At 61.0% G+C, this 26,437-nt stretch carries 25 protein-coding genes and 1 tRNA gene; 12 read left to right on the forward strand and 14 right to left on the reverse strand.

The annotated features are described in order from the left end of the window. Positions 1-157 precede the first annotated feature (157 nt). Positions 158-1,120, forward strand: a complete 963-nt coding sequence (arcC, locus tag ACT8II_RS03875; RefSeq protein ID WP_118652852.1) for a carbamate kinase — start codon at positions 158-160, stop codon at positions 1,118-1,120. A gap of 445 nt (positions 1,121-1,565) precedes the next feature. On the opposite strand, the gene ACT8II_RS03880 is transcribed toward arcC, so the two are convergent. Continuing rightward, positions 1,566-2,795, reverse strand: coding sequence for a C39 family peptidase (locus ACT8II_RS03880; RefSeq protein WP_443813026.1), 1,230 nt, complete (start codon positions 2,793-2,795; stop codon positions 1,566-1,568). A gap of 622 nt (positions 2,796-3,417) precedes the next feature. On the opposite strand from ACT8II_RS03880, the gene ACT8II_RS03885 reads away from it, so the two are divergent. From ACT8II_RS03885 to ACT8II_RS03900, 4 genes are all read left to right on the forward strand, one after another. Then, entirely contained in the window at positions 3,418-4,863 is a 1,446-nt protein-coding gene (locus ACT8II_RS03885; protein ID WP_294122731.1) for an APC family permease, read from the forward strand. Between the two features lie 162 nt (positions 4,864-5,025). Beyond that, positions 5,026-6,303, forward strand: a complete 1,278-nt coding sequence (locus ACT8II_RS03890; protein ID WP_118652856.1) for a metal-dependent hydrolase family protein — start codon at positions 5,026-5,028, stop codon at positions 6,301-6,303. A gap of 212 nt (positions 6,304-6,515) precedes the next feature. Continuing rightward, positions 6,516-7,946 (forward strand): histidine kinase, encoded by a 1,431-nt coding sequence (locus ACT8II_RS03895; RefSeq protein ID WP_330006128.1) that lies wholly within the window; start codon positions 6,516-6,518, stop codon positions 7,944-7,946. A 119-nt stretch (positions 7,947-8,065) separates the two neighbouring features. Further along, positions 8,066-8,806 carry a LytR/AlgR family response regulator transcription factor gene (locus tag ACT8II_RS03900; RefSeq protein WP_443813027.1) on the forward strand — a complete coding sequence of 247 codons (741 nt, stop codon included), beginning with the start codon at positions 8,066-8,068 and terminating at the stop codon, positions 8,804-8,806. A gap of 200 nt (positions 8,807-9,006) precedes the next feature. Here ACT8II_RS03900 and ACT8II_RS03905 read toward each other — a convergent pair whose 3' ends face one another. From ACT8II_RS03905 to ACT8II_RS03920, 4 genes are all read right to left on the reverse strand, one after another. Further along, entirely contained in the window at positions 9,007-9,660 is a 654-nt protein-coding gene (locus ACT8II_RS03905) for an HAD family hydrolase (protein ID WP_443813028.1), read from the reverse strand. A gap of 305 nt (positions 9,661-9,965) precedes the next feature. Beyond that, positions 9,966-10,910, reverse strand: coding sequence for a 3-hydroxyacyl-CoA dehydrogenase family protein (locus tag ACT8II_RS03910; RefSeq protein ID WP_443813029.1), 945 nt, complete (start codon positions 10,908-10,910; stop codon positions 9,966-9,968). Between the two features lie 2 nt (positions 10,911-10,912). Then, positions 10,913-11,212, reverse strand: coding sequence for an AtuA-related protein (locus ACT8II_RS03915; protein ID WP_443813030.1), 300 nt, complete (start codon positions 11,210-11,212; stop codon positions 10,913-10,915). A gap of 3 nt (positions 11,213-11,215) precedes the next feature. Beyond that, the gene (locus ACT8II_RS03920) at positions 11,216-12,601 is read right to left on the reverse strand and encodes an acyclic terpene utilization AtuA family protein (RefSeq protein ID WP_443813031.1); all 1,386 of its coding nucleotides are present in this window, start codon (positions 12,599-12,601) and stop codon (positions 11,216-11,218) included. 218 nt (positions 12,602-12,819) lie between these two features. Here ACT8II_RS03920 and ACT8II_RS03925 point away from each other — a divergent pair, with 218 nt between their 5' ends. Then, positions 12,820-13,839: a LacI family DNA-binding transcriptional regulator gene (locus ACT8II_RS03925; protein WP_158574793.1), complete on the forward strand. Its 1,020-nt coding sequence runs from the start codon at positions 12,820-12,822 to the stop codon at positions 13,837-13,839. Positions 13,840-13,858: 19 nt separating this feature from the next. On the opposite strand, the gene ACT8II_RS03930 is transcribed toward ACT8II_RS03925, so the two are convergent. The 6 genes from ACT8II_RS03930 to ACT8II_RS03955 are packed head-to-tail and all read right to left on the reverse strand — an operon-like array spanning position 13,859 to position 17,998. Further along, on the reverse strand, positions 13,859-14,557 hold the full coding sequence (locus ACT8II_RS03930) for a ChbG/HpnK family deacetylase (RefSeq protein ID WP_118652872.1): 699 nt from the start codon (positions 14,555-14,557) through the stop codon (positions 13,859-13,861). A gap of 27 nt (positions 14,558-14,584) precedes the next feature. Beyond that, on the reverse strand, positions 14,585-15,493 hold the full coding sequence (locus ACT8II_RS03935) for an AEC family transporter (RefSeq protein WP_118652874.1): 909 nt from the start codon (positions 15,491-15,493) through the stop codon (positions 14,585-14,587). A 5-nt stretch (positions 15,494-15,498) separates the two neighbouring features. Further along, complete coding sequence (locus ACT8II_RS03940; RefSeq protein ID WP_118652876.1) at positions 15,499-15,816, reverse strand: PTS lactose/cellobiose transporter subunit IIA; 318 nt, start codon at positions 15,814-15,816, stop codon at positions 15,499-15,501. 27 nt (positions 15,817-15,843) lie between these two features. Continuing rightward, positions 15,844-16,053 (reverse strand): hypothetical protein, encoded by a 210-nt coding sequence (locus tag ACT8II_RS03945; RefSeq protein ID WP_118652878.1) that lies wholly within the window; start codon positions 16,051-16,053, stop codon positions 15,844-15,846. A 28-nt stretch (positions 16,054-16,081) separates the two neighbouring features. Next, the gene (locus ACT8II_RS03950) at positions 16,082-16,837 is read right to left on the reverse strand and encodes a MurR/RpiR family transcriptional regulator (RefSeq protein ID WP_412108477.1); all 756 of its coding nucleotides are present in this window, start codon (positions 16,835-16,837) and stop codon (positions 16,082-16,084) included. A gap of 27 nt (positions 16,838-16,864) precedes the next feature. Continuing rightward, a complete protein-coding gene (locus ACT8II_RS03955; protein WP_118652882.1) occupies positions 16,865-17,998 on the reverse strand; it encodes a hypothetical protein in 1,134 nt (377 codons plus the stop codon). A gap of 283 nt (positions 17,999-18,281) precedes the next feature. On the opposite strand from ACT8II_RS03955, the gene ACT8II_RS03960 reads away from it, so the two are divergent. The 3 genes from ACT8II_RS03960 (at position 18,282) to ACT8II_RS03970 (ending at position 21,872) form a co-directional block, all read left to right on the forward strand. Next, positions 18,282-19,616 (forward strand): PTS sugar transporter subunit IIC, encoded by a 1,335-nt coding sequence (locus ACT8II_RS03960; protein WP_199588834.1) that lies wholly within the window; start codon positions 18,282-18,284, stop codon positions 19,614-19,616. Between the two features lie 99 nt (positions 19,617-19,715). Further along, positions 19,716-20,018 carry a PTS sugar transporter subunit IIB gene (locus ACT8II_RS03965; protein WP_118653049.1) on the forward strand — a complete coding sequence of 101 codons (303 nt, stop codon included), beginning with the start codon at positions 19,716-19,718 and terminating at the stop codon, positions 20,016-20,018. 174 nt (positions 20,019-20,192) lie between these two features. Further along, positions 20,193-21,872 (forward strand): carboxylesterase family protein, encoded by a 1,680-nt coding sequence (locus ACT8II_RS03970; protein WP_118652884.1) that lies wholly within the window; start codon positions 20,193-20,195, stop codon positions 21,870-21,872. A 118-nt stretch (positions 21,873-21,990) separates the two neighbouring features. Here the strand turns inward: ACT8II_RS03970 and ACT8II_RS03975 are convergent. The 3 genes from ACT8II_RS03975 to trxA all read right to left on the reverse strand — a co-directional run bounded on the left by ACT8II_RS03975 (position 21,991) and on the right by trxA (position 23,613). Continuing rightward, positions 21,991-22,064: transfer RNA gene (locus ACT8II_RS03975), tRNA-Gln, on the reverse strand. A 44-nt stretch (positions 22,065-22,108) separates the two neighbouring features. Continuing rightward, complete coding sequence (locus ACT8II_RS03980) at positions 22,109-23,017, reverse strand: peptidoglycan-binding domain-containing protein (protein ID WP_304291807.1); 909 nt, start codon at positions 23,015-23,017, stop codon at positions 22,109-22,111. Positions 23,018-23,292: 275 nt separating this feature from the next. Then, positions 23,293-23,613, reverse strand: coding sequence for a thioredoxin (gene trxA / locus ACT8II_RS03985; RefSeq protein ID WP_443813032.1), 321 nt, complete (start codon positions 23,611-23,613; stop codon positions 23,293-23,295). Positions 23,614-23,769: 156 nt separating this feature from the next. On the opposite strand from trxA, the gene ACT8II_RS03990 reads away from it, so the two are divergent. From ACT8II_RS03990 to ACT8II_RS04000, 3 genes are all read left to right on the forward strand, one after another. After that, complete coding sequence (locus tag ACT8II_RS03990) at positions 23,770-24,357, forward strand: hypothetical protein (protein ID WP_294158346.1); 588 nt, start codon at positions 23,770-23,772, stop codon at positions 24,355-24,357. A gap of 114 nt (positions 24,358-24,471) precedes the next feature. Then, complete coding sequence (nadA, locus tag ACT8II_RS03995) at positions 24,472-25,449, forward strand: quinolinate synthase NadA (protein ID WP_294158343.1); 978 nt, start codon at positions 24,472-24,474, stop codon at positions 25,447-25,449. Positions 25,450-25,483: 34 nt separating this feature from the next. Continuing rightward, a partial coding sequence (locus tag ACT8II_RS04000; RefSeq protein ID WP_443813033.1) for an FAD-binding protein occupies positions 25,484-26,437 on the forward strand: 954 nt, incomplete at its 3' end.

Consider the following 26,437-nt stretch of genomic DNA (forward strand, 5'->3'; position numbering starts at 1 on the left):
ATAAGCTCGTTATTTAACGCTTATCGCCAATAATCGTCCGTTCACCAAGACAACTAAAAACAAAGGTCCTTTCAGTGGCACATTGAGGGTATATTGCATAAAGTAAGCCTGCTGGTGAATATTAGAACCGGCGCCCTACGTTAGAAAAGAGGCAGTTATGTCCAAGCCTTACGGCAAGCCCGACCGCATTGTCGTGGCTCTTGGTGGCAACGCCCTTGGCGACACTCCCGCCGAGCAGATCGAGAAGGTCAACCACGCCGCCCACGCCCTTTTGGGCCTCATCGAGCAGGGCAATGAGATCATCATCACCCACGGCAACGGCCCGCAGGTTGGCATGATCCAGAACGCCTTCGCCGCCGCGCACGACGCCATCGGCACCCCCTCCATGGACCTGCCCGAGTGCGGCGCCATGTCTCAGGGCTACATCGGCTACCACCTGCAGCAGGGCATCGGCCGCGAGATGCACAAGCGCTATAAGCGTTGGCACGCCGCCACCGTCGTCACCCAGATCGAGTGCGATCCCGACGATCCCGCGTTCGTCAACCCGACCAAGCCGATCGGCCCCTTCTACACCGAGGAGCAGGCCAAGGAGATCATGGCGGAGAATCCGGACATGACGTTCGTTGAGGACTCCGGCCGCGGCTGGCGTCGCGTTGTGGCTTCCCCGGAGCCCAAGAAGATCGTCGAGGCCGACTCCATCCTCAACCTCCTCGACAACGAGTTCATCGTCATCGCCTGCGGTGGCGGCGGCATTCCCGTCGTCCGCGACTACAACAACAAGGGCTGCTACAAGGGCGTTGCCGCCGTCATCGACAAGGACATGGGCGGCGAGCTCCTCGCCGAGGACTGCTCCGCCGACGTTCTGTTCCTGCTGACCGCCGTCGAGCACGTCGCCATCAACTTTGGCAAGCCCAACCAGGAGGAGCTCGAGGAGCTCACCGCCGACGAGGCCGAGCGCCTGGCCGATGAGGGTCAGTTCGGCAAGGGCTCCATGGAGCCCAAGGTCCGCGCCGCCATCAAGTTCGCGCGCTCCCGCAAGGGCCGCACCTGCATCATCGGTGCCCTCGACAAGGCCGCCGAGACCATGGCCGGTCTCTCCGGCACGCGCATCACGGGCTAGATATCGGTATTCAGCGTGTCGGACGATGTCCGGCATCTGGAATTCCGATGAGCTATCGCTTTGCGTTTTCGCTCGCCGCGCTCGAGCGCCAAGCCTCGGGCGCGGAATTCCCTGGCTTGTCTCCCTGCTGGTCAACTCGCTTGCGTCCGCCTAACACGACGACGGATGCCGGGTCGGCCTCCTACATAGCCTTCCTCTCCTTTGGACGTCCCGGAAAACTGCCCCGGGGCGTCCTTTGCACGTGTCGCCACACATTGGCTGTGGGCGCCTTGAAATTGCCTATGACTACCCTGAAATTGCCTATGGTTGTCAGCCGCTTGGGCCTCTGAACCGGCAGATTGCCATAGGCAATCTCGCGAGGGACATAGTCAACATCGTGCGGCCATAGGCACTTGTATGTTTGTGGAAGGGTGCTGACTGGATGACGCAACGAGAGAGTGGGGGCTTACGCCCAAAATGACCAGTACACGTTGGTTTGGTTGATGATACGTTGGATTCCCCATCGGCGAGCGGAATTGTAGGGGCTGTTGGGGTCGAAGACCTCGACCATGCCGCGATCGTCGATGCTGCGCAGCACGATGTAGTGACCTACGGTGGTGAAGTCGCCCGGACTGACGCTGCAAATAACGGGACGACTGTTTGCCAAGGCGTTGGTGATGTCCCGGCGCGAGGGGTTGATGTATGCCGAGTTGATGCCGAGCATCGAGGCGCCCTCCGTCATGAACGACCATTCCGTAGCGCCTGTAGGGGCATAGTTGTTCGCATCGGCGAAAGCTGCCATGGCTCCAGGGTCCATATCGGTGCGTCCGGTGAGGTAGATATAGACCATGGTCAGAGATGTGGGGCCGCATGCGTTGGCGCGCACCGTTCCACCAGCGTAAGACTTGTTTGCCCAAGCGGGATCAGTTTGGTACAGGTGCGGCATGGTGCCCTGCGTCCATTCCGAGCGGGGAGTGGAGACGGCATAGGCGCCGACGCCTAACTTGTTGGGGTTGACCGTTTGGTTGGCGAGCCGTTTTTTCTCTGCGGCTGCCTCCGCTTGCGCGGCTTCTTCCGCTGCGCGCTGCTGTGCGGACGAGTAGATGGCCAGCCCTCCGCCGCCAACAAGCACGAGCGCGAGAACCGCCACGATTGCGCGCGGCTGCAGAAGGCGATCGATCCAGGTTGCGCGGGCGAAGATGCGATTCGAGCGCAGATGGGGATGCGTGACGCGTGATGATTTGAAGGCGGACCATCTGCGGCTTCCGTCAACGTAGGCATGCGAGCGGCCGCGTTTCCCGCTGAGCCCAGAGCCACGGGCGGCGCCGAAGTTGGGGTTGCGGGGGGAGCCGTAGTTGGGGTTGCGGAGGGAGCTGGAGCTGGGGTTGCGGGAGGTGCCGGGATTGCGCCCACGGGAGGCACCGGGGTTGGAGCTGCGGGCGGCGCCGGAGCTGGAGTTGCGGAGGGCGCCGGAGCTGGACCCGCGGGCGGCACCAGGGCCCGCGGCGCGATATGTGCCGCGTTGCGAGCGAGGAGTTCTGCCAGCGCGAGGTTGCTCAAGATATTCTCGCTGGGGCGCACCGCTGATACTCGAGTCTGCCTGACGTCGACGCTCGTTCACGCCGAGCGGCACTTCTCGCTGGCCGGCAAGGCGAACGGATCGCCGAGACGCATCATTTTGATGGCCCTGGTCCACAACTGCACCCCCTTACGGCATGCACGGCAATACTGCACATGGTACCAGCTCCAGGGTGGATAATCAGGCAGGATGCGCCGGCCGCGCACATGCGCCTGTCCGACGCTTGTCTGGGGTTAATAAGGCGAGTCATTTCCGAATTGAAATCTGGCGGCAGTTTCAAACCGCGGTTTTCTCACATAAATGGCCTTGGTAATGTGATTTATCAACGGTTTGAAACAAACTAACCGTTTCAAACCGTTGATTCCTCACATCGTATTAAGGGGATTGCGAGTTGTTCGCATGGCTGTAGGGGAGGGACGAGGGATTCGCTGCTGAGATGCGCCTTGCCGCGGCCCGCGCGCTCGCCGATGTCGGCTGTCGTGCCTGTAACCCGCGCAGATGCGCCACGCCCACCGCGCACCCGCTGCGCCTCCCGTCGCTGGCCGTTGCATCATCGACCGCTCGTCCCAAAAACGCGGCCGCTCGTCTGCGCCTTGCTTCCGCAAATCGAGAAGCACGCAAAACGCGCAACGGCAGGCAATATCCTCCAAGGCGTGGAAAAGGCGCGCGTGTACCTCGCGCGCAGAGGGATGGGCCCGTCCGGAACGGAGAGGCCCATAACAAAGAAAGGAGGCGTGCTATGGCGGACACCACCACTCCTGCCGCCGAACAGGGCGGCATGAAAAAGACGCTGTCGCTGTGGAACTTCTTCACCATTGGCTTCGGCGCCATCATCGGTACCGGCTGGGTCCTTCAGGTCGGCGACTGGATGGTCGTCGGCGGCGGCCCGGTCCCCGCTATGATCGCATTCCTCTTGGGCGCTATCGCGTTGGTGCCCATTGGAGCGGTGTTTGGCGAGCTTACCGCCGCCATCCCGGTTTCCGGCGGTATCGTGGAGTACGTCGACCGCACCTTCGGTCGCACGGCATCCTACATCACCGGTTGGTTCCTGGCCCTGGGCAACGGCATCCTGTGCCCGTGGGAGGCGATCGCCATCTCCACGCTCGTGTCCGACATGTTCGGCAGCCTGCCCGGCCTCGAGTGGCTTCGCGCCGTCAAGCTCTACACCATCCTCGGTGCGGACGTGTACCTGTTCCCGACGCTGATCGCGCTCGCCTTCGCAGGCTACGTGGTCTTCCTCAACTTCCGCGGTGCCAGCTCCGCGGCCAAGCTCCAGGCCTTCCTCACCAAGGCCCTGCTCTGCGGCATGCTGCTCGCCATGGGCGTCTCCATCGTGACCGGCTCCCCGAGCAACGCCATGCCCGTCTTCTCCCAGGTGTCCGGCGCCGGCGGCGGCGTCGCCGCGACCGAGTCCACGAACCTGCTCGCGGGCATCGTCTCGGTCCTGGTCCTGACCCCGTTCTTCTACGCGGGCTTCGACACCATTCCCCAGCAGGCCGAGGAGGCCGCTGAGGGCCTGAACTGGAACAAGTTCGGCAAGATCATCACCCTGGCCCTCCTGGCCGCCGGTGGTTTCTACATGGTCTGCATCTACTCCTTCGGCACCATCCTTCCCTGGGACGAGTTCGTCTCCCAGCCGGTGCCCGCGCTCGCTTGCCTGAAGAACATCAACATGATCCTGTACGTGGCCATGCTCGTCATCGCCACCCTCGGGCCCATGGGACCGATGAACTCCTTCTACGGCGCCACGAGCCGCATCATGCTCGCCATGGGCCGCAAGGGCCAGCTGCCCGATCAGTTCGCCGAGGTCGATGAGAAGTCCGGTGCCCCGAAGCTCGCCTGCGTGGTCCTCGCCGTCATCACCATCGTCGGTCCGTTCCTGGGCAAGAACATGCTCATCCCGCTGACCAACGTGTCCGCCCTCGCGTTCATCCTCTCCTGCACCATGGTCGCCCTCGCGTGCCTGAAGATGCGCTACACCGAGCCCGACCTGCCCCGTCCCTACAAGGTCCCCGGCGGCAAGTTCGGTATCTTCCTGGCCATCCTCGCCGGCGCTATCATCATCGGCCTGCTGGTCCTGCCCTTCAGCCCGGCATCGCTCGACATGGTCGAGTGGTCCATCGTGATCGGTTGGCTGGTCGTCGGTTTCATCCTCATGTTCGTCACCAAGGCCCGCGCCAAGTAGCGAACTACCCGCAAGCGGCGGGTGACCCCACACGACGCACCCGCCGCTTTCCTCCGGGCATTCGCCCGACCTCTCCTCTCTTGTGGCATCACCCGGCCGTGCACGTACCCCGCGCGGCCGGGGGCCAATAGCCAATCCATCGTTCCAATAAGGAGGAACATCATGGGTAAGAAGTACGCAATCGTCGGAGGCAAGCTCATCGACGGTACCGGCGCCGAGCCGGTCGAGAACTCCCTGGTTCTCGTCGATGAGAACGGCAAGATCGAGTACGCTGGCGCCCACCAGGACACCCCTGAGGGCTACGAGGTCATCGACGCCGCCGGCAAGACCGTCATGCCCGGCCTCATCGACACCCACCTGCACTTCTCCGGCAACCTCACCGACGACGACACCGACTGGGTCATGCAGCCGCTGCTCGAGAAGCAGGCCGTCGCCGTCAAGCAGGCCTATGACTGTCTCACCCACGGCCTGACCACCGTGTGCGAGATCGGCCGCTTTGGCATCCAGGTTCGTGACTGCATCGAGAAGGGCGTCTTCAAGGGTCCTCGCGTCCTCGCCACCGGTCTCGGTTTCTGCCGCACCGCCGGCCACGGCGACTCCCACCACTGCAGCCAGCTCGAGAACAAAGAGTCCCATCCTTGGGGCGACCAGGTCGACGGTCCGTGGGACCTTCGCAAGGCCGTTCGCCGTCGCCTGCGCGAGAACCCCGATGCCATCAAGATCTGGGCTACCGGCGGCGGCATCTGGCGCTGGGACTCCGGTCGCGACCAGCACTACTGCTCCGAGGAGATCAAGGCCGTGATCGATGAGGCCAAGATGGTCGGCATTCCGGTGTGGAGCCACTGCTACAACAACCACGCCGCCGCGTATGACTCCGTGCGCTTTGGCTGCGAGCAGCTGATCCACGGCTTCGACATCGACGAGCGCACCATGGACCTCATGGCCGAGCAGGGCACTTTCTTCACCCCGACGATCGCCTTCCTGCCCACCTGGTACTCCACCTATCCGCCGGTCTACGTGCCCGAGCTGCACGACAAGTACGAGGGCACCCTCGTCGAGAAGGAGCTCCAGCGCAACTACGACTGCCTGCGCGAGGCCAAGAAGCGCGGCGTCGTGATGACCATCGGCTCCGACTCCTTCTCCTTCGTCACTCCTTACGGCACCTGCTCCATCGAGGAGATGTACGAGTTCGTGGACAAGATCGGCTTCACCCCGGTCGAGACCATCACCTGCGCCACCCTCAACGGCGCCAAGATGTGCCACATCGAGGACGAGACCGGTTCCCTCGAGGCCGGCAAGTGCGCCGACCTGCTCGTGGTGAACGGCGACGTCGCCGCCGACATCCACACCCTCAACGTCGACAACATGGACGTCATCATGAAGGACGGCTGGATCGTCGATCCGGGTACCTTCGGCGAGGGCAATAAGTATTCCGAGTAACGGGGGTCACTCCCATCGGGGCTCCCCGGTCCTTAGTCTTGCGCTCAGCTTCGCTGCGCTCAGAAATCGCGCAAGACTAAGGACCGGGGAGCCCCTGCGCTTACCCCGTTGCGGGGTCGGGTGGAGCGGGGGAGTTGGCGCGCCCGGCTTCGGGACTTCCGCTCTTGTAAGATGGTGAGGTGTTGTGGATGGCGCGGGCGAGAGGGAGACGCATGCAGAGACCGTTCGAGCGGCAGAACCAGACGAAGTTCTTCCGCGTTGCGCAGACCTGGGCACTGCGTGGCCTCATGCTCTGCGTGCCGATGCTGCTCGGCCTGCTCGGTCTCGAGTTCGTGAGCAATCCCAACCCGGTTCCCGCGGTCATCACCATCGCCGGCCTCGTGCTGCTGTGCTTCTTCTTCGCCTACGTGTTCGTGGCGCCGGACGATTTCTCGCTCTCGGCGACCGACCGCACGCTGGGCATTGCGAGCAAGATCTTCACGTACACGCGTCATGGCCTTACGCCCGAGGCCACGCTCGGCGCGTGCCAGATCATCCTGCCCGAGACGCTCGCCTCCGCGATCTGCGTGACGGACGGCACCGCCGTTGTGGCGAGCTGGGGCGAGGATTCAGACAGGTGCCCGTCGGGCACGCCCGTCGTGCTGCCGAGCACGCTGCGTGTGCTCGAGGGGAAGCAGATGGAGGTCTTTGCGCGGGAGACCCCCGAGCCGGGTGAGCCGCGCTTCTTCCCCCGTCTGCACGCGGGCATCACCGCCCCGCTCATCGTGCGCGACCGCTGCATGGGCACGATCGAGCTGTATTACCCGCGCTACAGCGACATCGACGCACGGCAGACGGCGCTCGCCACCGGGTTCGCCGAGCTTATCTCCACGCAGCTCGCGAGCTTCGAGCTCGAGCGCCAGCAGGACGTGAGCGCGCGCATGGAGCTCCGCGCCCTGCAGTCTCAGGTCGACCCGCACTTCCTGTTCAACACCATCGGAACCATCGTGTCGCTCGTCCGCACCGAGCCCGAGAAGGCCCGCTCGCTGCTCATCGACTTCTCGAACTACTACCGTCAGACGCTCTCGAACTCCGACGCCCTCACGACACTGCAAAACGAGTTGGGGCAGGGCATGCGTTACATCAACCTCATGCAGGCGCGTTACGGAGACGACCGCCTCAAGCTGCGTGTGGAGCTCGACCCTGCGACACTGGACAGCCGTGTGCCTCCGTTCATCTTGCAGCCGCTGTTGGAGAATTGCATCAAGCACGCCATGCGCGAGATCGAACCGCTATCCATCGTGCTTTCGTCCATCGAAACCGACGACGGGATCGAGATCGTTGTGGAGGACGACGGCATTGGCATGAGCGAGGAGACGATCGCGCACCTGTTTGACCCCAAGCGGGCATCGGGATTGCGGCCCAACGAGGCGGAGGGCCAGGACGGTGCCCGTCTTCGCGATGCACCCACGACGGCAGACGGGTCGCTTAAGCGCGGCGGCGGTTTGGCGCTCGCCAATGTGCTCATGCGTATCCACTTCTTTTTCGGGGATGAATCGGGCATTCGCGTGGAATCCCGGGAGGGCGTGGGCACGCGGATTATGGTCGAGCTTGTGGGCGAACCTCATGAGCCGGACGCGAGCACAATACCTTCCGCCCGCTGACCTTGGGCAATTGCGCCGGCGCGTTGGGGCTGTTGGCGCTGCGGTAGACTTTTCGTTTGGGACTGGATTATGGCCGTATGAGTTCGGGCGCATGCCCGGGCAGCAGAAAGGGAGTTCGCATGGCTGGGCAAAACTGGCGCGTGCTAATTGTGGATGATGAACCGCCGATTCGTGCAGAGCTCAACTACCTGCTTACGCAAGATGCCCGTGTGGGTGCGGTGGAAGAAGCGGGTGGAGCGACGGCGGCGGTTGAAAAGATCCTGTCGTTCCGTCCGGATGTACTGTTCTTGGACATCCAGATGCCCGGCACGAGTGGCGTGCAGCTCGCCGACAGCCTGCACAACCTCAAGCACCCGCCGGCAATCGTGTTCGTAACGGCGTTTTCCGAGTACGCCGCCGAGGCATTTGAGCTCGATGCCGCTGATTACGTGCTCAAACCCGTTGAGCAGGCCCGTTTGGAGAAAGCGCTCGACAAGGTTGAGGCTACCATTGCGGCACGCAAACCCGCTGCGGCTGCCGAGCCTGTCCGCCGTATTCAAGGGGAGCGCAACGGGAAACGCTCGTATATTTCCGTGGGGGAGATCGCCTACATCGAAGCAAAGGCCGATTACGCCGTTGCGCACACGCAAGTAGGGGGCTATTTGGTCAACGAATCGATATCGGTGTTGGAGCGCCGCCTGGCGTCTGAGGGCTTCCTGCGTGTGCACCGCAGCTTCCTGGTGAACATCGACGACGTTCGTGACATCGAGGTTCTCAAGCCAAGCGGCCTTATCCAACTCACGCTCGAGCGCACGGGGGCGTGCGTCCCGGTGAGTCGCCGCCGCGCCGCGGGTGTGAAGCGGCAGCTCGGTTTGGCGTAGATGCTCCTTGATGCCAGGAATCGGGCGATTTTGTAACGAATTTCCGGATGCCTTGAGTAGACGGGAAAAGTAAAGAGTTTTATCAGGGGAAACGATAGCCTTTTAGGGGGTCTACTTGGCTCCTCTGGTTTTTCGTTACATTTTCGCCCGATTTGCGGCAGCAGCAATCGAATCACGCTGTGATCGTGCTGTGGCAGCCATTAGAGAACGATGTCAATGAGCTCGCGTGGCTCGTCGATGACGTAGTCGGCCCCGGCAGTCTCGAGTTCGGCGCGTCCGCGGAATCCCCAGGCCACGCCGCAGGCGCGCAGGCCCGCGTTGTGTCCGCAGGCGATATCCACATTGGAATCGCCCACGTAGAGCGTGGAGGCGGGGTCGGCGCTTAGCAGTTCGAGCACATGGAGCGTGATGGGGGCGGCAGGCTTGGGCGGGAACGCATCCACGCGCCCCTGCGCGACGGCGAAGCGGTCTCCAAAGTACTGGGCAACGAGCGGGGCGGTGGCGGCATGGTCCTTATTGGAGAGGACGCCGAGCGTCACGCCGGCATCCAAGAGGGCGTCGAGCATCTCCATAATGCCGCTGTAGGGGGCCGTGCGGTCCTGCTTGTGGGCACTGTAGTACGTGCGGAACTCGGAGAGCGCCTGTTCAAAGACGCGTCCGTCCCCCGCGAACTCGGCGGGTATGAGCCGCTCGATGAGTTTGGGCTGTCCGTTGCCCACTTTGAATCGGAACTCGTCAGCGGTGAAGGTGGGCCAGCCGTGCAATTGACACATGTGGTTGCCCGCTGCGGTGAGGTCGTCGAGCGTGTTGAGCAGCGTGCCATCCAGGTCGAAGATCACGTGGGTGAATGCCATGGGTGGGCCTTCCTCTCGGTTGGTTGCGCAGCCATCATAGCGCAACGTCCCGGCACCTTGGGGGATGGTGCCGGGACGTATGGGAGGGGATGAGGTTGTTGTGGGGCTCTGGGTCGCCGCGCCTTGGAGGGGTTGAGTTCGGCGGCGGGCCGGAGCCTAGAAGGCGCGAAGCACGTGCACCGCGTGCGTGGGGGGTCGATGCGCGGGGGCGCAACGCGGGAGTGCAGCGCGGGGCTGCAGCGCGGGGGCGCGACGCGCGGGGCTGCAACGAGGGAGGCGCAGCGCAGGGGCGTTGCGTGGAGAGCCTACAGTTTTCCGAGGGCCTTCGCCACGGCGAGGTACGCCTCGTCACGCTCGCGCGTGGCTTCAACGTCGCGGCCCTGCGTGTAGTCGTAGAACCCGCGTTGAGCCTTCACGCCGTAGGCTCCTTCGCCGAACAACTGGGCGAGAAGGGGAGAGGGCTCTGCGGCATTGCAAAGGTCCGCATTGAGGTACGACGCGATGTGGTGGAAGGTGTCGAGCCCGCCAAAATCGGCAATCTGCAGCGGTCCCAGACACGCATAGCGCAGGCCGAGGCCGTGGCGCATGATGTCATCGACGCCCTGCGCATCGACCACGCCAGTCTCCACGAGGTGCAGGGCCTCGCGCAGCACCGCGAACTGAATGCGGTTTGCCACGAAGCCGGGAACGTCCTTTTGCACCACAACGGGCTTCTTGCCAATCGCGCGCGCCAGATCGCGCACGGCATTTGCGGTCTCATCGGAAGTCTCGTCTCCACGGACGATCTCAATGAGCGGGATGATGTGGGAGGGGTTGAACCAGTGCATGCCGATAAACCGTTGGGGAAGTTTCACCGCCGCTGCGAGCTCGTTGATGGAGAGGCCCGAGGTGTTGGTGGCGAGAATCGCGTTGGGGCGGGTGAGCTCGGAGATTTCCCGATAGAAGGACGTCTTCACGTCGAGGCGCTCCACAATGCTCTCGACCATGAGGTCGCAGGTGCCAAAGCAATCTTTCTCGCAGGTATATGAGATGCGCGCCAGCAGCTCATCGCTTTCGTCGCGGGTGATATCGCCATCCGCAACGAGGTTGTCCGTGCCCTGCGCGATGCGCGTCGCGGCGTTATCGAGTGCCGCTTGAGCAAGGTCGTAGATGGTGACCTGGTAGCCGTAGCGCGCGAAAATCTGCGCCATGGAATAGCCCATCGTCCCCGCGCCTGCGACGACGATGTGCTCGATCTCTTGAGCCTCCATAGTTAGACCTCCATCTCGAGCAGGGCGCTACCCAGGGATTTTCCGTGCATGTCGAGCGCGAGCGAGCGGGTCACGCCGCCGCCAAGAGCCGCTTTGAGCTCGAAATTCAGCGCCGCGATGCTTGGAATCTCGTAACGGGTCACTTCTCCGTGCACGAGCTCTCCAAACCACGAGGAGACGCGCTCGGCGGTGATCTTCTCCTCGAGGAACGCGTAGTCCGCGGGGTCGTAGGCGATGACCGATATGACCGAGATGTTGCCCTTGTCGCCCGTGCGGGAGTGGGCGATTTCCTTGAGTTTCATTGGCTATGCCTCCAGAAGCTCGACGCCGATGGTGAAGTCCGAAGACGGAATGAGGATACTCGCGATGGAGATGATGTCACGCACGCTGGCCGTGGCACCGCCGCCGCCGGCGGGGCCGTTGGTGTAGAGCGCTTCGACTTCGCGACCAACTTCATGCGCCATTTCTGCCGTCTTGGTGCGAGCTGCAACGCGGAAGCGAACCTCAATGGGGGCACCGACTCCAGGGCCGGACGTCTCGCGGATGGCACTGGAAATCACATCGCCATACAGGGAGTTGAACCCGATGTAATCGAAGCGGATCTCCTCGGCTTCAAGCCCGATGATCTCGAAACGGTGCTCGAGTACATCGCGTGCGAGCTCGGCCTTGGCGAGTGCGTTCTCTCCGCCGTAGCTGATCTGGCCCTCGCCGATGAAGCAGTCGTGGTAGCCAACGCTCGTCTTGAAGAAGCCGTTGGGTGCGGCGCCGTCTGCCCCGTGGATCTTGACGCGGTTCTCGGCCTCTTGCTCGATGCGGACCTGGGAAAAGTCGGCTACGACATCGGGCGTGAAGTAGGTGTGGGGGTTCTGGATCTCGTAGAGGGTCTGCTCTTGGACCGTCGCAACGCTGACGAGGCCGCCCGTGCCGGGCAGCTTCGTGACCACGCCGTTGCCCTCCTCATCGACCTCGATGATGGGGAAGCCGAGGTTCCACAGGTCGGGCACCTCCTTGTGGCCGGGGTCGGCGAAGTACCCGCCGCAGACTTGGCCAGCGCATTCGAGCAGGTGACCAACCCATGTGCCCCGCCCAAGACGAGTGTAGTCGTCCATGCTCCAGCCGAATTCGTGCACCAGGGGGCCGAGCGCGAGCGAGGGGTCCGCCACGCGTCCGGTGATGACAATGTCGGCGCCACGGTCGAGCGCCTCGACAATACCAGCGCAGCCGATGTAACCGTTGGCGGACAGGACCTCGCCGTCGATGTCGGACAGCGGCGCGCCCGTCTCAATGGTGGTCATGCCCAGGTAGTGGTCGAGCTCATCGGTCTTGTCGTCGCCGGTGACGCATACGATTTTGAGGCCGGTGAGGTCGCGCTCGCGTGCCATAGCGAGGCAGCGTTTCGCCGCGGCCGTGGGGTTCGCCGCACCCATGTTCGTCACGATGCGCGGGGCTCGCTTGGTTTCGGCGCGCAAGTCGACGAGGGCGTCGAGGATGCGCGTGAAGCGGTAATCGAACAGGTCATTGTAGCCAAGCTCGGGATTTTGGCGGCGCCTGGTCTGGGCGATGGAGACTGTGCGCTCCGCGAGGCACTCGAAGATGATGTAGTCGAGGTCACCGCGGCGGATGAGGTCGATGGCGGGTTCGATACGGTCGCCACCGTATCCCGCGCCCGAGCCGATGCGGATAGTTCTCATGTTTGGCGTCCTTTCGCATTGCGGGCCAAAGGAGGATGGGAGTACTGGCCGGCCTCCCGTGAATGTGCCGGTACCACGTAAGTACAACGTTGTACCCTACGAGGATAGTAGAACGTTGTACCTATCAGTGTCAAGCGGTTGTGCTAGGATTTTTTAAGCAAAATCGTCTGCATGCGCGGTGTCGAGCCCGCACGTGCCGTGCATATGGGGGAATGGGAATGGCCACGATAAAAGACGTCGCCGCATTGGCGGGGGTCTCGCTCTCGACGGTCTCCATCGTCGCAAACGGCCGCGCCAAACAGCGCAACATTTCACAGGTCACGCAAGAGCGCGTGCTGGATGCGATGCGTGAGGTTGGGTATCGCCCAAGTGTTGCGGCCCGCAAGCTCCGGGGCGGCAAGGAGCGCCGCCAGCTCACAGTTTTTTGGGCGGATGACTTCCGCGAGATCATGCTTGCCCGCTTCCTTAAGGGGCTTCATGCGAAGCTCGAGCAATGTGGTGTAGAACTCGATGTTGGTGTCGAGACGTACCGCAACGGAGAGCTGTCTCGCGTTGGTGCCCTGTGCGGTGCGCCGACGTTCGACGCCGCCATCATCGCGAACGCGTCGCCCGACGACCTTGCGTTCCTGGCAGAGATGAAGCCCTTGGCACCTATGGTCCTCTACAACCGCGAACTTGAGGGCTACGCCTCGGTTGTGGTTGACGATGCGGAAGTTGGGGCGATGGCGGCGAAGAGAGCCGCTGCGTGGTTGGGCGGTCGGGGCGATGGCGGTCGTCGTCCCGTGGCTTGCCTGCGAGCACCTGCAGCCTTTGAGGGCATGCTCATACGCGAAGAGGCGTTTTGCGCAGGCCTGCGAGATGCGGGCCATGAGGTGATCGACATGGCAGTTGACGAGAACTCCGCACAAGGCGGCTATAAAGCGCTTGCGGGTATCGCGCCAGGTGCGGTGTCGTGCCTGTTTGCTCCCAGCGATGCGGTCGCCATGGGCGTGCTGCACCGGTGCTGGGAGCTCGGCATTCGCGTCCCCAACGATATGGGAGTCATCTCCGTGGGCAATGGTGCCGTGGAATACGCCGAGCATACGTGTCCGCCTTTGACGTGCGTCTCGATTCCCATGGAGGAGATGGCAGGGCACTGCCTCGAGCTTTTGGGGGACGCGGTTGGCTTTGCGCCCCCCGCGGACGAGGCGCGTGTGCGCCGCATATCCGCGCGCCTGTGCGTTCGCGCGTCCATGTAGCGCCGCCGCGATTGAGGCGCTAGTAGTGTGTGAGCTCGATGCTGTGTTCTTCTGCAAATGCAATCACTGCCGGATCGCATAGGGCATCGAGCTCACGCACGCGATCCAGGTTGTACGAGCTTGCCCGGTAGAGGTCGAGGTCGCAGTAGCCGGGATGGCACATGAGCTCGATATCCTCGTCGAGATGTTCCTGCATGATCGATATCAGCGTCTCGGCTGTGGCGGTTGGCCCAAAGAATCCGCTCACATACGCAAAGCGCCCGTACCGGCGCATTTCGAGGCCGTACTCGCGCGCAAGGCCGCGCGTGACATCGAGGATGGCGGGAGACATATCGTGCACGCCATGGTGTGAGTCGATATGCGTGGGCGCATGTCCAAAGACATCGCAGAAGGACTCGATCTGGGCCTTGAACTCACGTCGGACGTCTTCGGCGTCGAGGTCATCCACGCGGCTGTAGAGCTCCTTGCGTCCATAGAACGTACCGCCAGGGGCCGTGATGCTGCGTCCAGCGGTGAGGGGGCTGCCCAGGGTGAGCGTGAGGTGAACGCCGATGCCCAGGCCGTCCAGGCCTTCCACCGCTTGCCGTGCGAAGTCGATGTCCTTGGCGTTCATGAGCGCGGTGGTTGAGCGGAGGATGCCACGCTCGTATGCCTCGATGATGCCAAGCGTATTCGCCTTGGTGTAGCCAAGGTCATCTCCATTTACAACGAATCGCATGGGGCCTCCAAGCAGGGGACGTGTGGATTAAAGAACGGCGGTCGCCAGCGCACTGATGAGGGGCAGCGTTACCAGAGAGAGCAGGGTAGAAAGACAGACCGTGATGCTGGGCTTATTGGTGTCCTGTCCGAGCTGTTGGCAAAAGACGGAGACGTTGGAGCCTACGGGCGCTGCGGCCGCGATGAGGATTGCAAGTTTGACCTCGCGCGCCCCGGGGATGACGGCAAAGAGGGCAATGGATACCAAGGGGATGAGCACGAGGCGCGCCACGCTTGCCTGATAAGCTTTGGGCGTGGTGAGTAGGGTGCGCAGGTCTGCATTGGCCAGATACGAGCCAAGAATCAGCATCGCGAGCGGAGAGTTGAGGTTGGCGATAGTCCCCATGAGGGTTTGGGCAATGGGGGGAATGGGCATGCGAACCAAGAACAGCACGGTCCCGAGGATGAGTGCGATGAGCATGGGGCTGCTCAGGACGGAACGCATGCTGATGCTCTCAGTGGAGCCGGAGATGCGCCACCGCCCGTATGTCCACTGCAAGACATTGAGGGCCGCGATGAAAGGCGCGATGAAGAACACTGCCTCGGCTCCAAATGCTGCTTGAACGAGGGGAATCCCAATGAACCCGGCGTTGGAAAACGCAGCGGCGAACTCAAGAACGCCGTCGCGGGGGAACACCAGCCGCGCGATGAGCATTGCCAGTCCGAGTGCGAGGGCGGACAGCACCATGGTGAACACGAGGTTTTCAAGGCGCTCGGGTGTGTACATGCCCCAAAACGAGCGGACGATCACAACGGGGAACACGACATTGAGAAGCAATGAGCCGAGTTCGCGCGTGGTGGTGGGGCTAAGCATGCCAAGCTTCACCAGCAGGCAGCCGAGCCCCATGACGGCGAACATGACAAGGCACTGAGAGGCCAGTGTTGCGGCGATGCTCATGGGTCCTATTTCTCGGCTATAGCCTGGTATACGGAGATAAACTCCTTGGCGAGGATGCCAAAGGCCTCGGCGCTCATGAGCTGATCTTCGGCGTGCATGAGGATCAGGGCGAATTCGGACTGCTCGCCGGCGGCCTCCTTCTGGATGAGGGAGAAGTGGGCGTCGTGACCGGCGGTGAAGAGCTGCTGGCCCTCGGCAATCAACTGCTCGGCACCATCGAAATCGCCTTCCTTGGCGCGGTGGATGGCCTCGACGTAGTTTGAGCGCGCGGCACCAACGGAGGCGATGATCTGGAAACTTGCCTGTTCGACTTCGGGACTCATGGATACTCCTGTTCGTTGGGCTGGTTGCTATTTAGCGTGGATTTGGAAGTAGACAGCCTTGAATTCTGGGGTTGCCTTGAGCGCCGCCTTGACGACGGTGAGCGCGCGCTCGTCGTCGGTCGTCTCAAAAAACATCTCCATGGGAGTCTCGCTGACGAACGTGCACGTGGGGTCTTCCACGGCGGTGACGTACTCTTTGAGCTTGTCGTGGTACATGGTGCAGTTGATGGCGATCATGATGGGTCCTTTCTATTCGATCGCGGTGTTAAGACTGTTGGGAGGTGCGCTGCGCGAGGGCGCTGGTGAGCAGATCGATGAACACCATGAACGAGACTTGCGTCTCGAGGTATTGGCTGTAGTTCTGGTTCTGATAATTGGGGAGCCAGACGACCTGGTTGACCTTCGCGTTGAGCGGGTTCTTCCGACTCATGGTGATGAGGACGATATGCGGTTTCCGCTCGTCGGAGGTATCGGCCAAGGCATCGAGAATATCTTTGTAAACCCTGCTGCCTGCGGAGAAGATGACCAGGGTGTCCTCATCGGTGATGCCCTGTTCGACGGAAAGCTGGTCATAGGGCGCAAAGCTCGAGATGATGCCGAGCTTGAGGAGGTTGAAGTTCAGAAGCTGGGCGGACAGGGCGCTCTTGTGGAAGCCGGTGGTGACGATGCGCCGCGACGTCGTGAGGCGCTCGACGAGCAAACTCATATCGGCGTCTTCCATAGCGGCGGGTATGAGCTGGAGGAGCTTGCAGTACCATTCGATTGCCGTAGACGGCGAGCTGCTCTCGCCAGCTGACTTGTGGTGCTGGTACACGGCGGACCGGAAATCGGAGAACCCCCGGTATCCGAGTTTTTGGCAAAAGCGCGTGATCGCCGGCTGGGAGATGCCGAAGTCCTCGGCAAGGGAGGTCGCCGAAGCGCGCAGGACGGCGTCGACGTTATTGATGAACGCCTCGTACACCTGTTGATCCGTTGCGGTGAACGCACCCTGTTTAATCTGCATCTGCTCGAATGGGTTCATAGTGAGTCCTCCAGTCATACCGAATGGCTATTCAGCAATCATGGACTCAATACTACCAATTACCGACTGAACGAAGGCGTCCGCCTCGCCGCGCGCGGTGCGGGAGTTGAACGTCTCGAAGTACTTGCCGTAGTCGCAGTTGGGGACGAGATAGTTGCAGTAGGTGTTGGCATAGCCGATGATGATGACCTCGTGATGCGGGAATGCCGCTTTGATGCGGCGGCCGAGTTCGCTGCACACGTCACCCGGCATGGTGACGACGATGAGGGTACCGAATGAGTAGAACTGGCTCGTAAGTTCGAGCGACACGGGGCTCATCTCGAGCTTGCGCTGTTGGCGGTCCATCAGGAATGCGGACATGGCCTGGGGCTCGGGTGAGGCCAGGTCTCCTTGAATGCGAGCGGTCATTTCTGCCCAGTCGCGATCGGTGCGGGCATCATAGGTGGTGGGACGACTGACGCTTCCGCACCGGGGCGTCCACGTGTGCAATTCGACGGGCGTCTTCTTGACCATGACCTGATCAAAGAGGGCATCGGCGGTCTCGTTAAGCTCGTCTATGCCCGATGACTTGCGGTAAAAGCGCGTTGACACATCCCCGCACGTTCCGTTGGTGCACAACACCTGGCAACCAAGGGCATCCTCGAGCCTCAAACGGACTTGGCCGATAAGGTCGGCGGAAAGCGCGGTGCTGCTTCCGTTGAGGATGGTGGGGTGCGCCGAGACGTTGAAGAACGCTCCGAGGGGCGTGCCGTCCTCGCCTTGGAAGGCGATGAGGTAGCAGTGCTTGTCCTCGACACCCCCCCGGACGTTGCGGTTGCCGTAGAGGCCGTCGACGAGCATCTTCTCGAAGGTGCAGGTGGCGGGCTGCATATGCGCGTGTGCACGGCAGGCGCTCTCGATCATGCGGCGCTCAGCGTCCGCGGTGAGTTCGGGTTCGACATGGGTGTCCTCAAAGGCGAGTTTGAAATACGCCGGGGCGGAGTGCGTGTGAATGCACGCCACGGTGATGTGTGAGGGGTGGATGCCCGTGCGCGAGGTGATTCCCGCCTTTACTCGGTTGCAGAACACGGGGTCGAGCATGATGGAGTCAAGGACGACGAGAACGAAGGTCTCGTTGTCGATGGAGAGACATAGTGAATTAATCTGAATGGAATCAAGCACTGATTCATTCATTCCTGGGCGATTATAGCCAGCCATATAGCATGGACGCTGTGGGGTGATATCTACTTTATCGAATCTGATATACATAGTTACCAGCTTCTTACCATTGAAACCTGTATGATGAGGACATCGTACTACATGAATTACCATTTACCGTTTACCGAATTGAAATTCAGGTAAACGGTAAAAGTGTTGAATGGTCATTCAAGTTCGTATACATTCGACTCACGTACTGGCCGTGCGCCCACATCGTTTGCAGTAACGAGAGGAAGGAAGGTCCACCATGAGTGAGGCCACTGCACCAAAGCAGTCCATCATGGATAAGTTCCAGGCAGTCATGGAACGCACCATCGTGCCCATCGGCATGAAGATCTCGCAGCAGAAGTATCTGGCTGCCATCCGCGACGGCATGACCGTCATGATCCCCATTACCATCATCGGCGGTTTCGCCTGCCTGCTCGCCGTTCCTCCTGCGCCGGTTGGGCTCACGGGCGGCAACATCTTCGCCGACTTCCTGCTTGCCTGGCAGGCATGGGCTGCGGCGAATGCGTCGGTTCTCATGATTCCCTATCACATGACGATCGGCATTATCTCAGTGTTCGTTGTGTGCGGCGTGGCCTACCAGCTCGCCCAGACGTACAAGATGGATGGCGTCAACAACATGCTCTGCGCCTTGTTGGTGTTCCTATGCGTGAGCGACGCCGTCGACCTTGAGACGGTCTCCATCTCCATTTCCAAGCTCGGTGCCTCTTATATGTTCGGCGCCATGATGATCGGTTTGCTGGTTGTTGAGATCAACCACCAGTGCATCAAGCACAACATCAGCATCAAGCTGCCCGCATCCGTTCCGCCCAACGTTGCCGCCCCGTTCAACGTATTGATTCCCATGACGTTCAGCGTCGTCGGGTTCACGCTCCTCAACGTCCTGTGCACCGCGGTCACTGGCGCGGGTATCACCTCGCTCGTGTACACCATCTTCCAGCCGCTGCTTTCCGCAACCGGTAGCCTTCCTTCCGTTCTGCTCATCAACGTCATCATGACTACCTTCTGGTTCTTCGGCATCCACGGTGCCAACATGGTCAGCGTTGTCACGAGCCCCATCACCACGGCAGCCCTCGCCGCCAACCTTGAGGCCTATCAGGCGAATCAGCCCCTGCCCTACATCTTCTCCGGCGCGGTTAACAGCGTGTTCGGCAACTGGATCACCTACTTCGCCATCCTGCTCGTCGTGCTGTTCTTCTGCAAGAGCTCCCAGCTCAAGAGCGTCGCCAAGGTCGCATCCGTTCCCTGTGTGTTCAACATCAACGAGCCCATGATCTTCGGTATGCCCACGGTGCTGAACGTCTTCACGTACGTGCCGCTGCTCATCTGCTCGATCATCAACTTCTCTACGTACTATCTGCTTGCCGATGCTGGCATCCTGGGTCGCTTCTACATCACGCTACCCTTCACGGTCCCCGGCCCGCTGCAGGCGTTCCTCGCCACTATGGACCCCAAGACCATCGTTCTGTACTTCGTGCTGCTCGCGGTCGATGTCCTGGTGTGCCTGCCGTTCATCAAGGCGTATGACAAGACGCTCGTCGAGGCCGAGACTGCTCAGGAGAAGCTCGCTGCCTAAGCCAGTCGTTCGGTTCGTGTCCGGTGTATTGACCGAACCCGTATCACATGTGTGGGGCGCGGGATGCCCGTGCCCCACATTGCCAGAGAGGAAACCATCATGCGTAACATCGTTTTGTTCTGTGCTGCCGGCATGTCTACGAGCCTGCTCGTGACCAAGATGCAGGAAGCTGCCGACGCCGCCGGCTATGAGGCAACGATTGCGGCTCACCCCATTGCGGAGGCCGACACGTACGGCAAGGACGCCGATATTGTCCTGCTTGGCCCGCAGGTTCGATTTGAGTTGGCGCGTATCCAGGGTCTGCTGTCCGACAAGAAGGTCGAGGCGATCGACATGATGGCCTACGGCATGATGAACGGCGAGGCCGTCATTGCCCAGGTCAAGAAGGCCCTTGGGGATTAAGACGAGCGATATCGTATATATGACTTTGATTTGGCGGCCTACGAGATACCACTGGCCGCCTTTTTATTAGGGGATCAAGCCAAATAAGCGAAAACGGAAACGGTGCCGGATCGGTGCCATGGGAGGTACTACCTTAATGGGCAAGAACGTAAGTCGTAGGGGGGGTTGTGTGCGATGGTGGCTGCGGCGGCGACTTCTGCAGGCCTTTCGGCGTGCACGGGTGACGATATTACCAAAGGCGGGTTGTCTTCTGAGGCAAGTGGTGTGAAGTTTGATGGTGCGCGCGCCACGGTGAGCGCAGGTTCGGTCAAGGGGTCTGAAGTTGCTGATGGAGTGTTCTCGTGGTACGGAATTCCGTATGGCGAGGTACCGATTGGTGACTTGCGTTGGAGTGCTCCAAAAACCCGTGCTGCGTGGACGGACGAGCTTGACTGCAGCAAAATGGGCGAGAGGTCGCTCCAGTATTCCGGCGGAAAGGTTATTGGCTCTGAAGACTGCCTTAACCTGACCGTGACAGCTCGTGACGGTGAGGGTGGAAAACCGGTTCTTGTTTATATTCATGGTGGCAACAATCAGACTGGTGATGCTCGGGAGCTTATTGGAAACGAGCTGGTGAGTACGCTCGACTGTGTGTATGTCTCCTTAAACTATCGACTGGGTCTCTTTGGATTCAATTGTCTTCCGGCGCTACAGAGCGACGATGACGCTACGGGTAACTATGCGCTGCTCGATATTAAAATGGCTCTTGATTGGGTTGCGGAGAACATCTCCGTGTTCGGTGGCGACCCAGAGAATATTACGATAGCGGGTTTCTCGGCGGGAGGCCGAGACGTTATGGCGATGCTTATCAGCCCTTTGTTTGAAGGAGCTTTTAAACGTGCGATCGTCTTTAGCGGCGGTATGACGACATGTGATGAGTCTGCCGCCTCTGTGCGAGTGGCCCGGGCATTGGCGCCTCTTGCGCTTGAGGATGGAATCGCCGACACATCGGAAGAGGCGGTGGCGTGGCTTCTTGCGAATGACAATGAGGTCGAAGCATACGTGCGCGGGCTGGAAGCGGAGCGTCTGGCACTTCTCATGGCGAATGCCAGTATCCGGATGAGCGTGTTCCCTCATTTGTACGAAGATGGTGTGGCCCTTCCAAGGGGAGGATTTGATGGAGCGTTGTACAACGATGTGCCCGTGATTATGTTGACGGGTTCTTCGGAGTTCGGACTATTCTCCAATGGAGATTCGTGGTGGCAGGGTGAAGAAGCGGCAGGGCTCTCAGATGACGAACTGACTGCGGCAAAGAACTTCTCTTGCACATATGGGAACGAGATGTATCGCATCTTCAACGCGCAAGAAAGCGCAAACACGATGATGAGTGGATGTGAGCAGCCGATATACGTATGCGAGGTGAACTATGGCGATGATGCGTCAAAGATGAAGGATGAACTCAGCGGTTACGGCGCGTTCCATGGCATCTTTATTCCCATGCTGTCCTCGACTAATTCCTATACCTCGATGCTCCCAGGCGTGTTCGAAAGTGAGAGCTACCAGGCAATGGCGGAAGTATTCAGGAGCTACATCGCAAACTATTTGAAGACGGGAGACCCGAATTCCGAGGAGCTCGAAGAGTGGGTGGCTTGGAGCAGCGATTGCCATGAATCCCTGTGCTTTGACGCGGATGCAGAAGGTGCAGTGGTGAAGAGCCTTGATAAGACTACTACCTATGGCGATATCATCGAGCGCATGGAGTTGGATACAACGGTAAGCGATGAGATAAAAAGCCTAGTTGCGAAAAATGTGATGAATGGGCGTTGGTTTAGCAAAGACCTTGATGGGTACTATGCGGGAAACCGATCAGCGTAATAACAGGTGCCTTCGAAGTCTTTGTAGAAAAGGATAAGAAGAATCCACTGTGCGTTCGTCATTGAACACGTAAGCAAACAGGCCGGAGCAATTATCTGCTCCGGCCTGCTGTATTCAATGGCTGGGGTAGAGGGATTCGAACCCCCGTAACTGGTACCAAAAACCAGGGTCCTGCCGCTGGACGATACCCCAATGCATCGACCGCGCAAACGCGCGACCGTCATAGTGTAGCGTACCTAGGCGCTCAATGCATCGCACAAACCGTCGAGGAGGCGGACCGCCAAGGTTTGCGCATCGCTTGCGGTGAACATGCCGTAACCGGTGATGCCCGTGAGCTCGATTCGCAGTACCACAGGTTTGGTTTTGGCCGCCGCCAGAGCGGTCTTTATGCGAAGGGGGAGATTCTGGCATTCGGCGAGAGCAATGGTCGCACGGGGCTCTGCGTCTTCGGGAAGCTCGTCAGAAGCGACCTCGACGATGAGGTCGACGTCGTGCGGCGCCTCGCTGTCGTACAGGACGATACCGCTGCCGTCCGTGGTCGCCGAGGCGATATTCCACACGCGCGAGGCGACGTTGCGCGCGATCGCGTCCTCGCCGCCAATGGCAATGCGGCAGTTCTCAAGCACATTTGCAGCACGTGCGAAGCCCATGCGTGCCTCGGCATCGATGTCGACGATCGAGGGCTTACCCTCCCAAACATGGTGAAGGCGCTTGACGTAGGCAAACGTGTCCTGGAACGCCATGCCATCGGCGAAGAGGCCGACGTTTTCCTGGAACTGCTGCAGCGCCGCCTCGGTGTGCGGGCCAAAGTAGCCATCGTCGACGCCGCAGGCAAAGCCCAACGTGTTGAGTGCCCGCTGCAGTGCCTGCACGTCCGCGCCGTGGAAATTGGGCAGGCGCAGGTAGAGCGTGCGGTCACCGAGTTTGTACGAGGCATCGACCAGCGCACTCCATGTGGTGCCGTCAACCTCGTCGCCCGTCTCGATGCCTTCGGAGGAGCGGAAGGCACGCACCGCCTCTGTGGTGGTGGTGCCGTACTCCTGGGCGGACGTCTCGGCGGTGTCAATGGTATATCCCAGCGATGCGAGGCGCGTCTGAACGTCTTCGACGGCAGGCCCCTGCATTCCCGGTGTGATGGACTCCATGCGGATCCCCTAACAAGCCTGGCGCGCATCACCAATTGGACGGTGACGGCGCTATCTCATGCGCGCGGGTACAACATGTCTGCGCGGCATACGATTCATAGTGTATCAAGGATGCGTATCGTCCGCACAAGTTCCACCGGGGTCGGCTCGTGAGGCGTTGATGATACACGGGACGATGCAGCTCATGCAAAAAGACGACCGCGCCTGGGGGACGGGCGCGGTCGCAGAGGGAAGGTGCGTTGACGCGCCGCAGTGCGACGCGACGTGGCAGGCGTTTAGAGGTTTGCCTCGATATCTGCCTTAAGCTTGGGCTTGGGAACGGCGCCAACCGAGCGCATGGCCTCTGCGCCGCCCTTGAGCATAACGACCGTGGGGATGGACATGACGCCGTAGCGCATGGCGAGGTCCTGGTTCTCATCGACATTGCACTTGGCGACGACGATCTTGCCCTCAAGCTCGTTGGCGATCTCGTCGACCACGGGGGAGAGCATACGGCATGGGCCGCACCACGGGGCCCAGAAGTCGATGACGACGGGGAGCTCGTTGGTGAGCAGGTTGTCGAATGTGCTTGCATTCGCTTCGATGATATTGGCCATGAGAGCCTCCTGTATGGGTGGTCTCGCAGCGTCGAACGCCACGAGGGTGGGTCTAATCGAGGTGGTTATACCCAAGAGCGTGCTGGCGTTACACCGAGCGGTAGAATGTTCTTACAATATGTAGGACGACGGTCAACGCGGACAGGGTGAGGGCACATGTCGGTAACAACAGGCGAGCGCAAGGAGGCCCTGGCGGCTGCCGTTGAGCAGGAACTTGGCTCGCTCCAAGCGCGTGGCGTTCGGATTGCGGGGAATGCTTTCTCGCCTGTCGTTTTGGTAAAAGGCGAGCTGAATGCCGACGAATTGGCGGGCGAAAGCCTCTTGAGCGGCGCAGACGGCACGGCGCTCCGTGCGGCGCTTTCGGCCATTGGATGGGAGCCGCAGGATTTCTGTGCGCTTGCGACGGTGTTCGGCACGGGCGAGCCGGGCATTGTCGACGGCCCCGTACCGGGCGATGCCGTGCCCGCTGAATTGTTTCGCGAGGCGCTCGAGGCGCTTGACCCCGAGGCGATCGTCTTGCTCGACGATGCCGCAGCGGATGCGATGCGCGAAGCGTACGCGGACGCCCTTGCGATTATCGAGGACTTTGACACGGCTATGCTCAAGCCCGGGTTGGTGGCTCCGGTGTTGGGACGGCGCGTGCTTGCGCTCAACGGCTTCGAGGCGGCACTCACGGAGCCTCGTCAAAAGCAGCGCATGTGGGCATATCTCAAGCAGCTCCCTCCCTTGGGAGCCCCCTATTAACTATGAACCGTGGCGACTTCTCGTCATTTTTAACTGTCTTGTCAGCTGTCTTGTCAGTAAAGGCGGGCAGTGGGATACTTCCCCCAACGGAAGCTGATTCGTCGGGAGGACTCAATGACAGAGACGACGATGGAACCCACTGCGCTTGAGCGCGCCGCTGCGGTGACGGCGGAGACCCGTGCGCGGATCGAGGCGCTCAAGGCGGAGCGCGACGCGGTGATTTTGGCCCACTATTATGTAGAACCCGAGGTCCAAGCGGTGGCCGACTACGTGGGCGATTCGTTCTACCTGGCAAAGCTCGCAAAATCACTCCCTCAACAGACGATCGTGCTGTGCGGCGTGGAATTCATGGGGGAGAGCGCGAAGCTCCTCAATCGCGATAAGACCGTGTTGATGCCCGAGCCCGCAGCGGATTGCCCTATGGCCCACATGGTGCAGCGTGCGACGATCGACAAGGCGCGTGAGGAGTACGGTGACGATCTTGCGGTGGTTTGCTACGTCAACTCCACCATTGAGGTCAAGAGCTGGAGCGATGTGTGCGTGACCTCCTCCAACGCGGTGAAGATCGTGCACGAGCTGCCCCAGCGCCACATCCTGTTCATTCCCGACCGCAACTTGGGGCGCTACGTGGCAGAACAGGTGCCCGAGAAGCACGTGATTTTGAATGACGGGTGCTGTCCGCGGCACGAGGCCATTTCCTTGGCCGAGCTGCGCGAGCTCAAGGCGGGGCATCCGAATGCCCTGGTGCTCGCTCATCCCGAGTGCGTCGCCGCCGTGTTGGACGAGGCGGACTACATTGGTTCGACGGCGGGCATCATCTCGTTTGCCGAGCAAAGCGACGCGCAGGAGTTCATTATCGTGACGGTTCGAGGGGTTCTGTACGAACTCGAGCGTCGATGCGCCGGCCAGGGGAAGAGGTTTTACGTTACGTCTACGCCGCCTACGTGCAGCGATATGGACGGCATTACGCTTGAGAAGCTCCTGCATTGTTTGGAGTTCGGCACGGGTGCCGTGGAGATCGGCGTGGATGGGGCCTCCGCAAAGCGCGCTCAGCTCACGCTCGACCGTATGCTCGAGTACGCCGCTCGATAATCGACGGCACATGCGCGGCGAAAGGGGCGGCACGATGGAGGCTGCATACAAAGATATGACATGCGATGTGGTAATCGCCGGCTGTGGCGTGGCGGGTTTGTACGCCGCGCTCAACTTGCCGAGCGATATGCGGGTGGTTATGCTTTCCAAGGGCGCGGTTGACGAATGCGACTCCATGCTCGCCCAAGGGGGCATCTGCGTATTGCCCGAGGCCGCGGATTACGACGCGTTCTTTGAGGACACCATGCGCGCGGGTCATTATGAGAACCGGCGCGAGAGCGTGGACATCATGATTCGATCATCCCGTTCGGTCATCAACGACCTCGTGGCGTTGGGGACGGATTTCGATCGGGCTGAGGACGGTTCGCTCGCGTTCACGCGCGAAGGTGCGCACTCGCGTCCGCGAATCGCATTCCATGCGGATGTGACAGGCAAGGAGATTACCGAGTCTCTGCTCGCGGCGGTCAAACGGCTGCCCAATGTGACCGTTCTCGAACACGTTGCCGCCGTCGACCTCATCGTTGATGACCATACGTGCGCAGGCGTGATCGCCGTGCCGGTAACGGAGAATGCCTCGGCTGCTACGGTCGAAGAGCTGCGCGGTGAACAGAGTGAGCGGGGTGTCCGTCCCGAGGGCGTGGGAGCGCCGTTTGAGATTCGGGCGCGTGATGTGCTGCTCTCAACGGGCGGCATCGGAGGCGTGTACCAGCACTCCACAAACTTCCCGCAGCTCACCGGCGATGCGTGTTTCCTGGCGAACGAATATGGGGTCAGTCAGGAACACTTGGACTACGTTCAGATTCATCCCACGGGCCTGTATTCCGAAAAGCCCGGTCGCACGTTCCTCATCTCAGAGAGTTGCCGTGGCGAGGGAGCGGTTTTGCTCAACCAAGCCGGCGAGCGCTTTACCGACGAGCTGCAGCCCAGGGACGTGGTGGCGCGCGCCATTCAAGACGAGATGCGCGATGAGGACGCGGAGTACGAGTGG

The organism is Collinsella sp., from assembly GCF_052346665.1.
Lineage (GTDB): Bacteria > Actinomycetota > Coriobacteriia > Coriobacteriales > Coriobacteriaceae > Collinsella.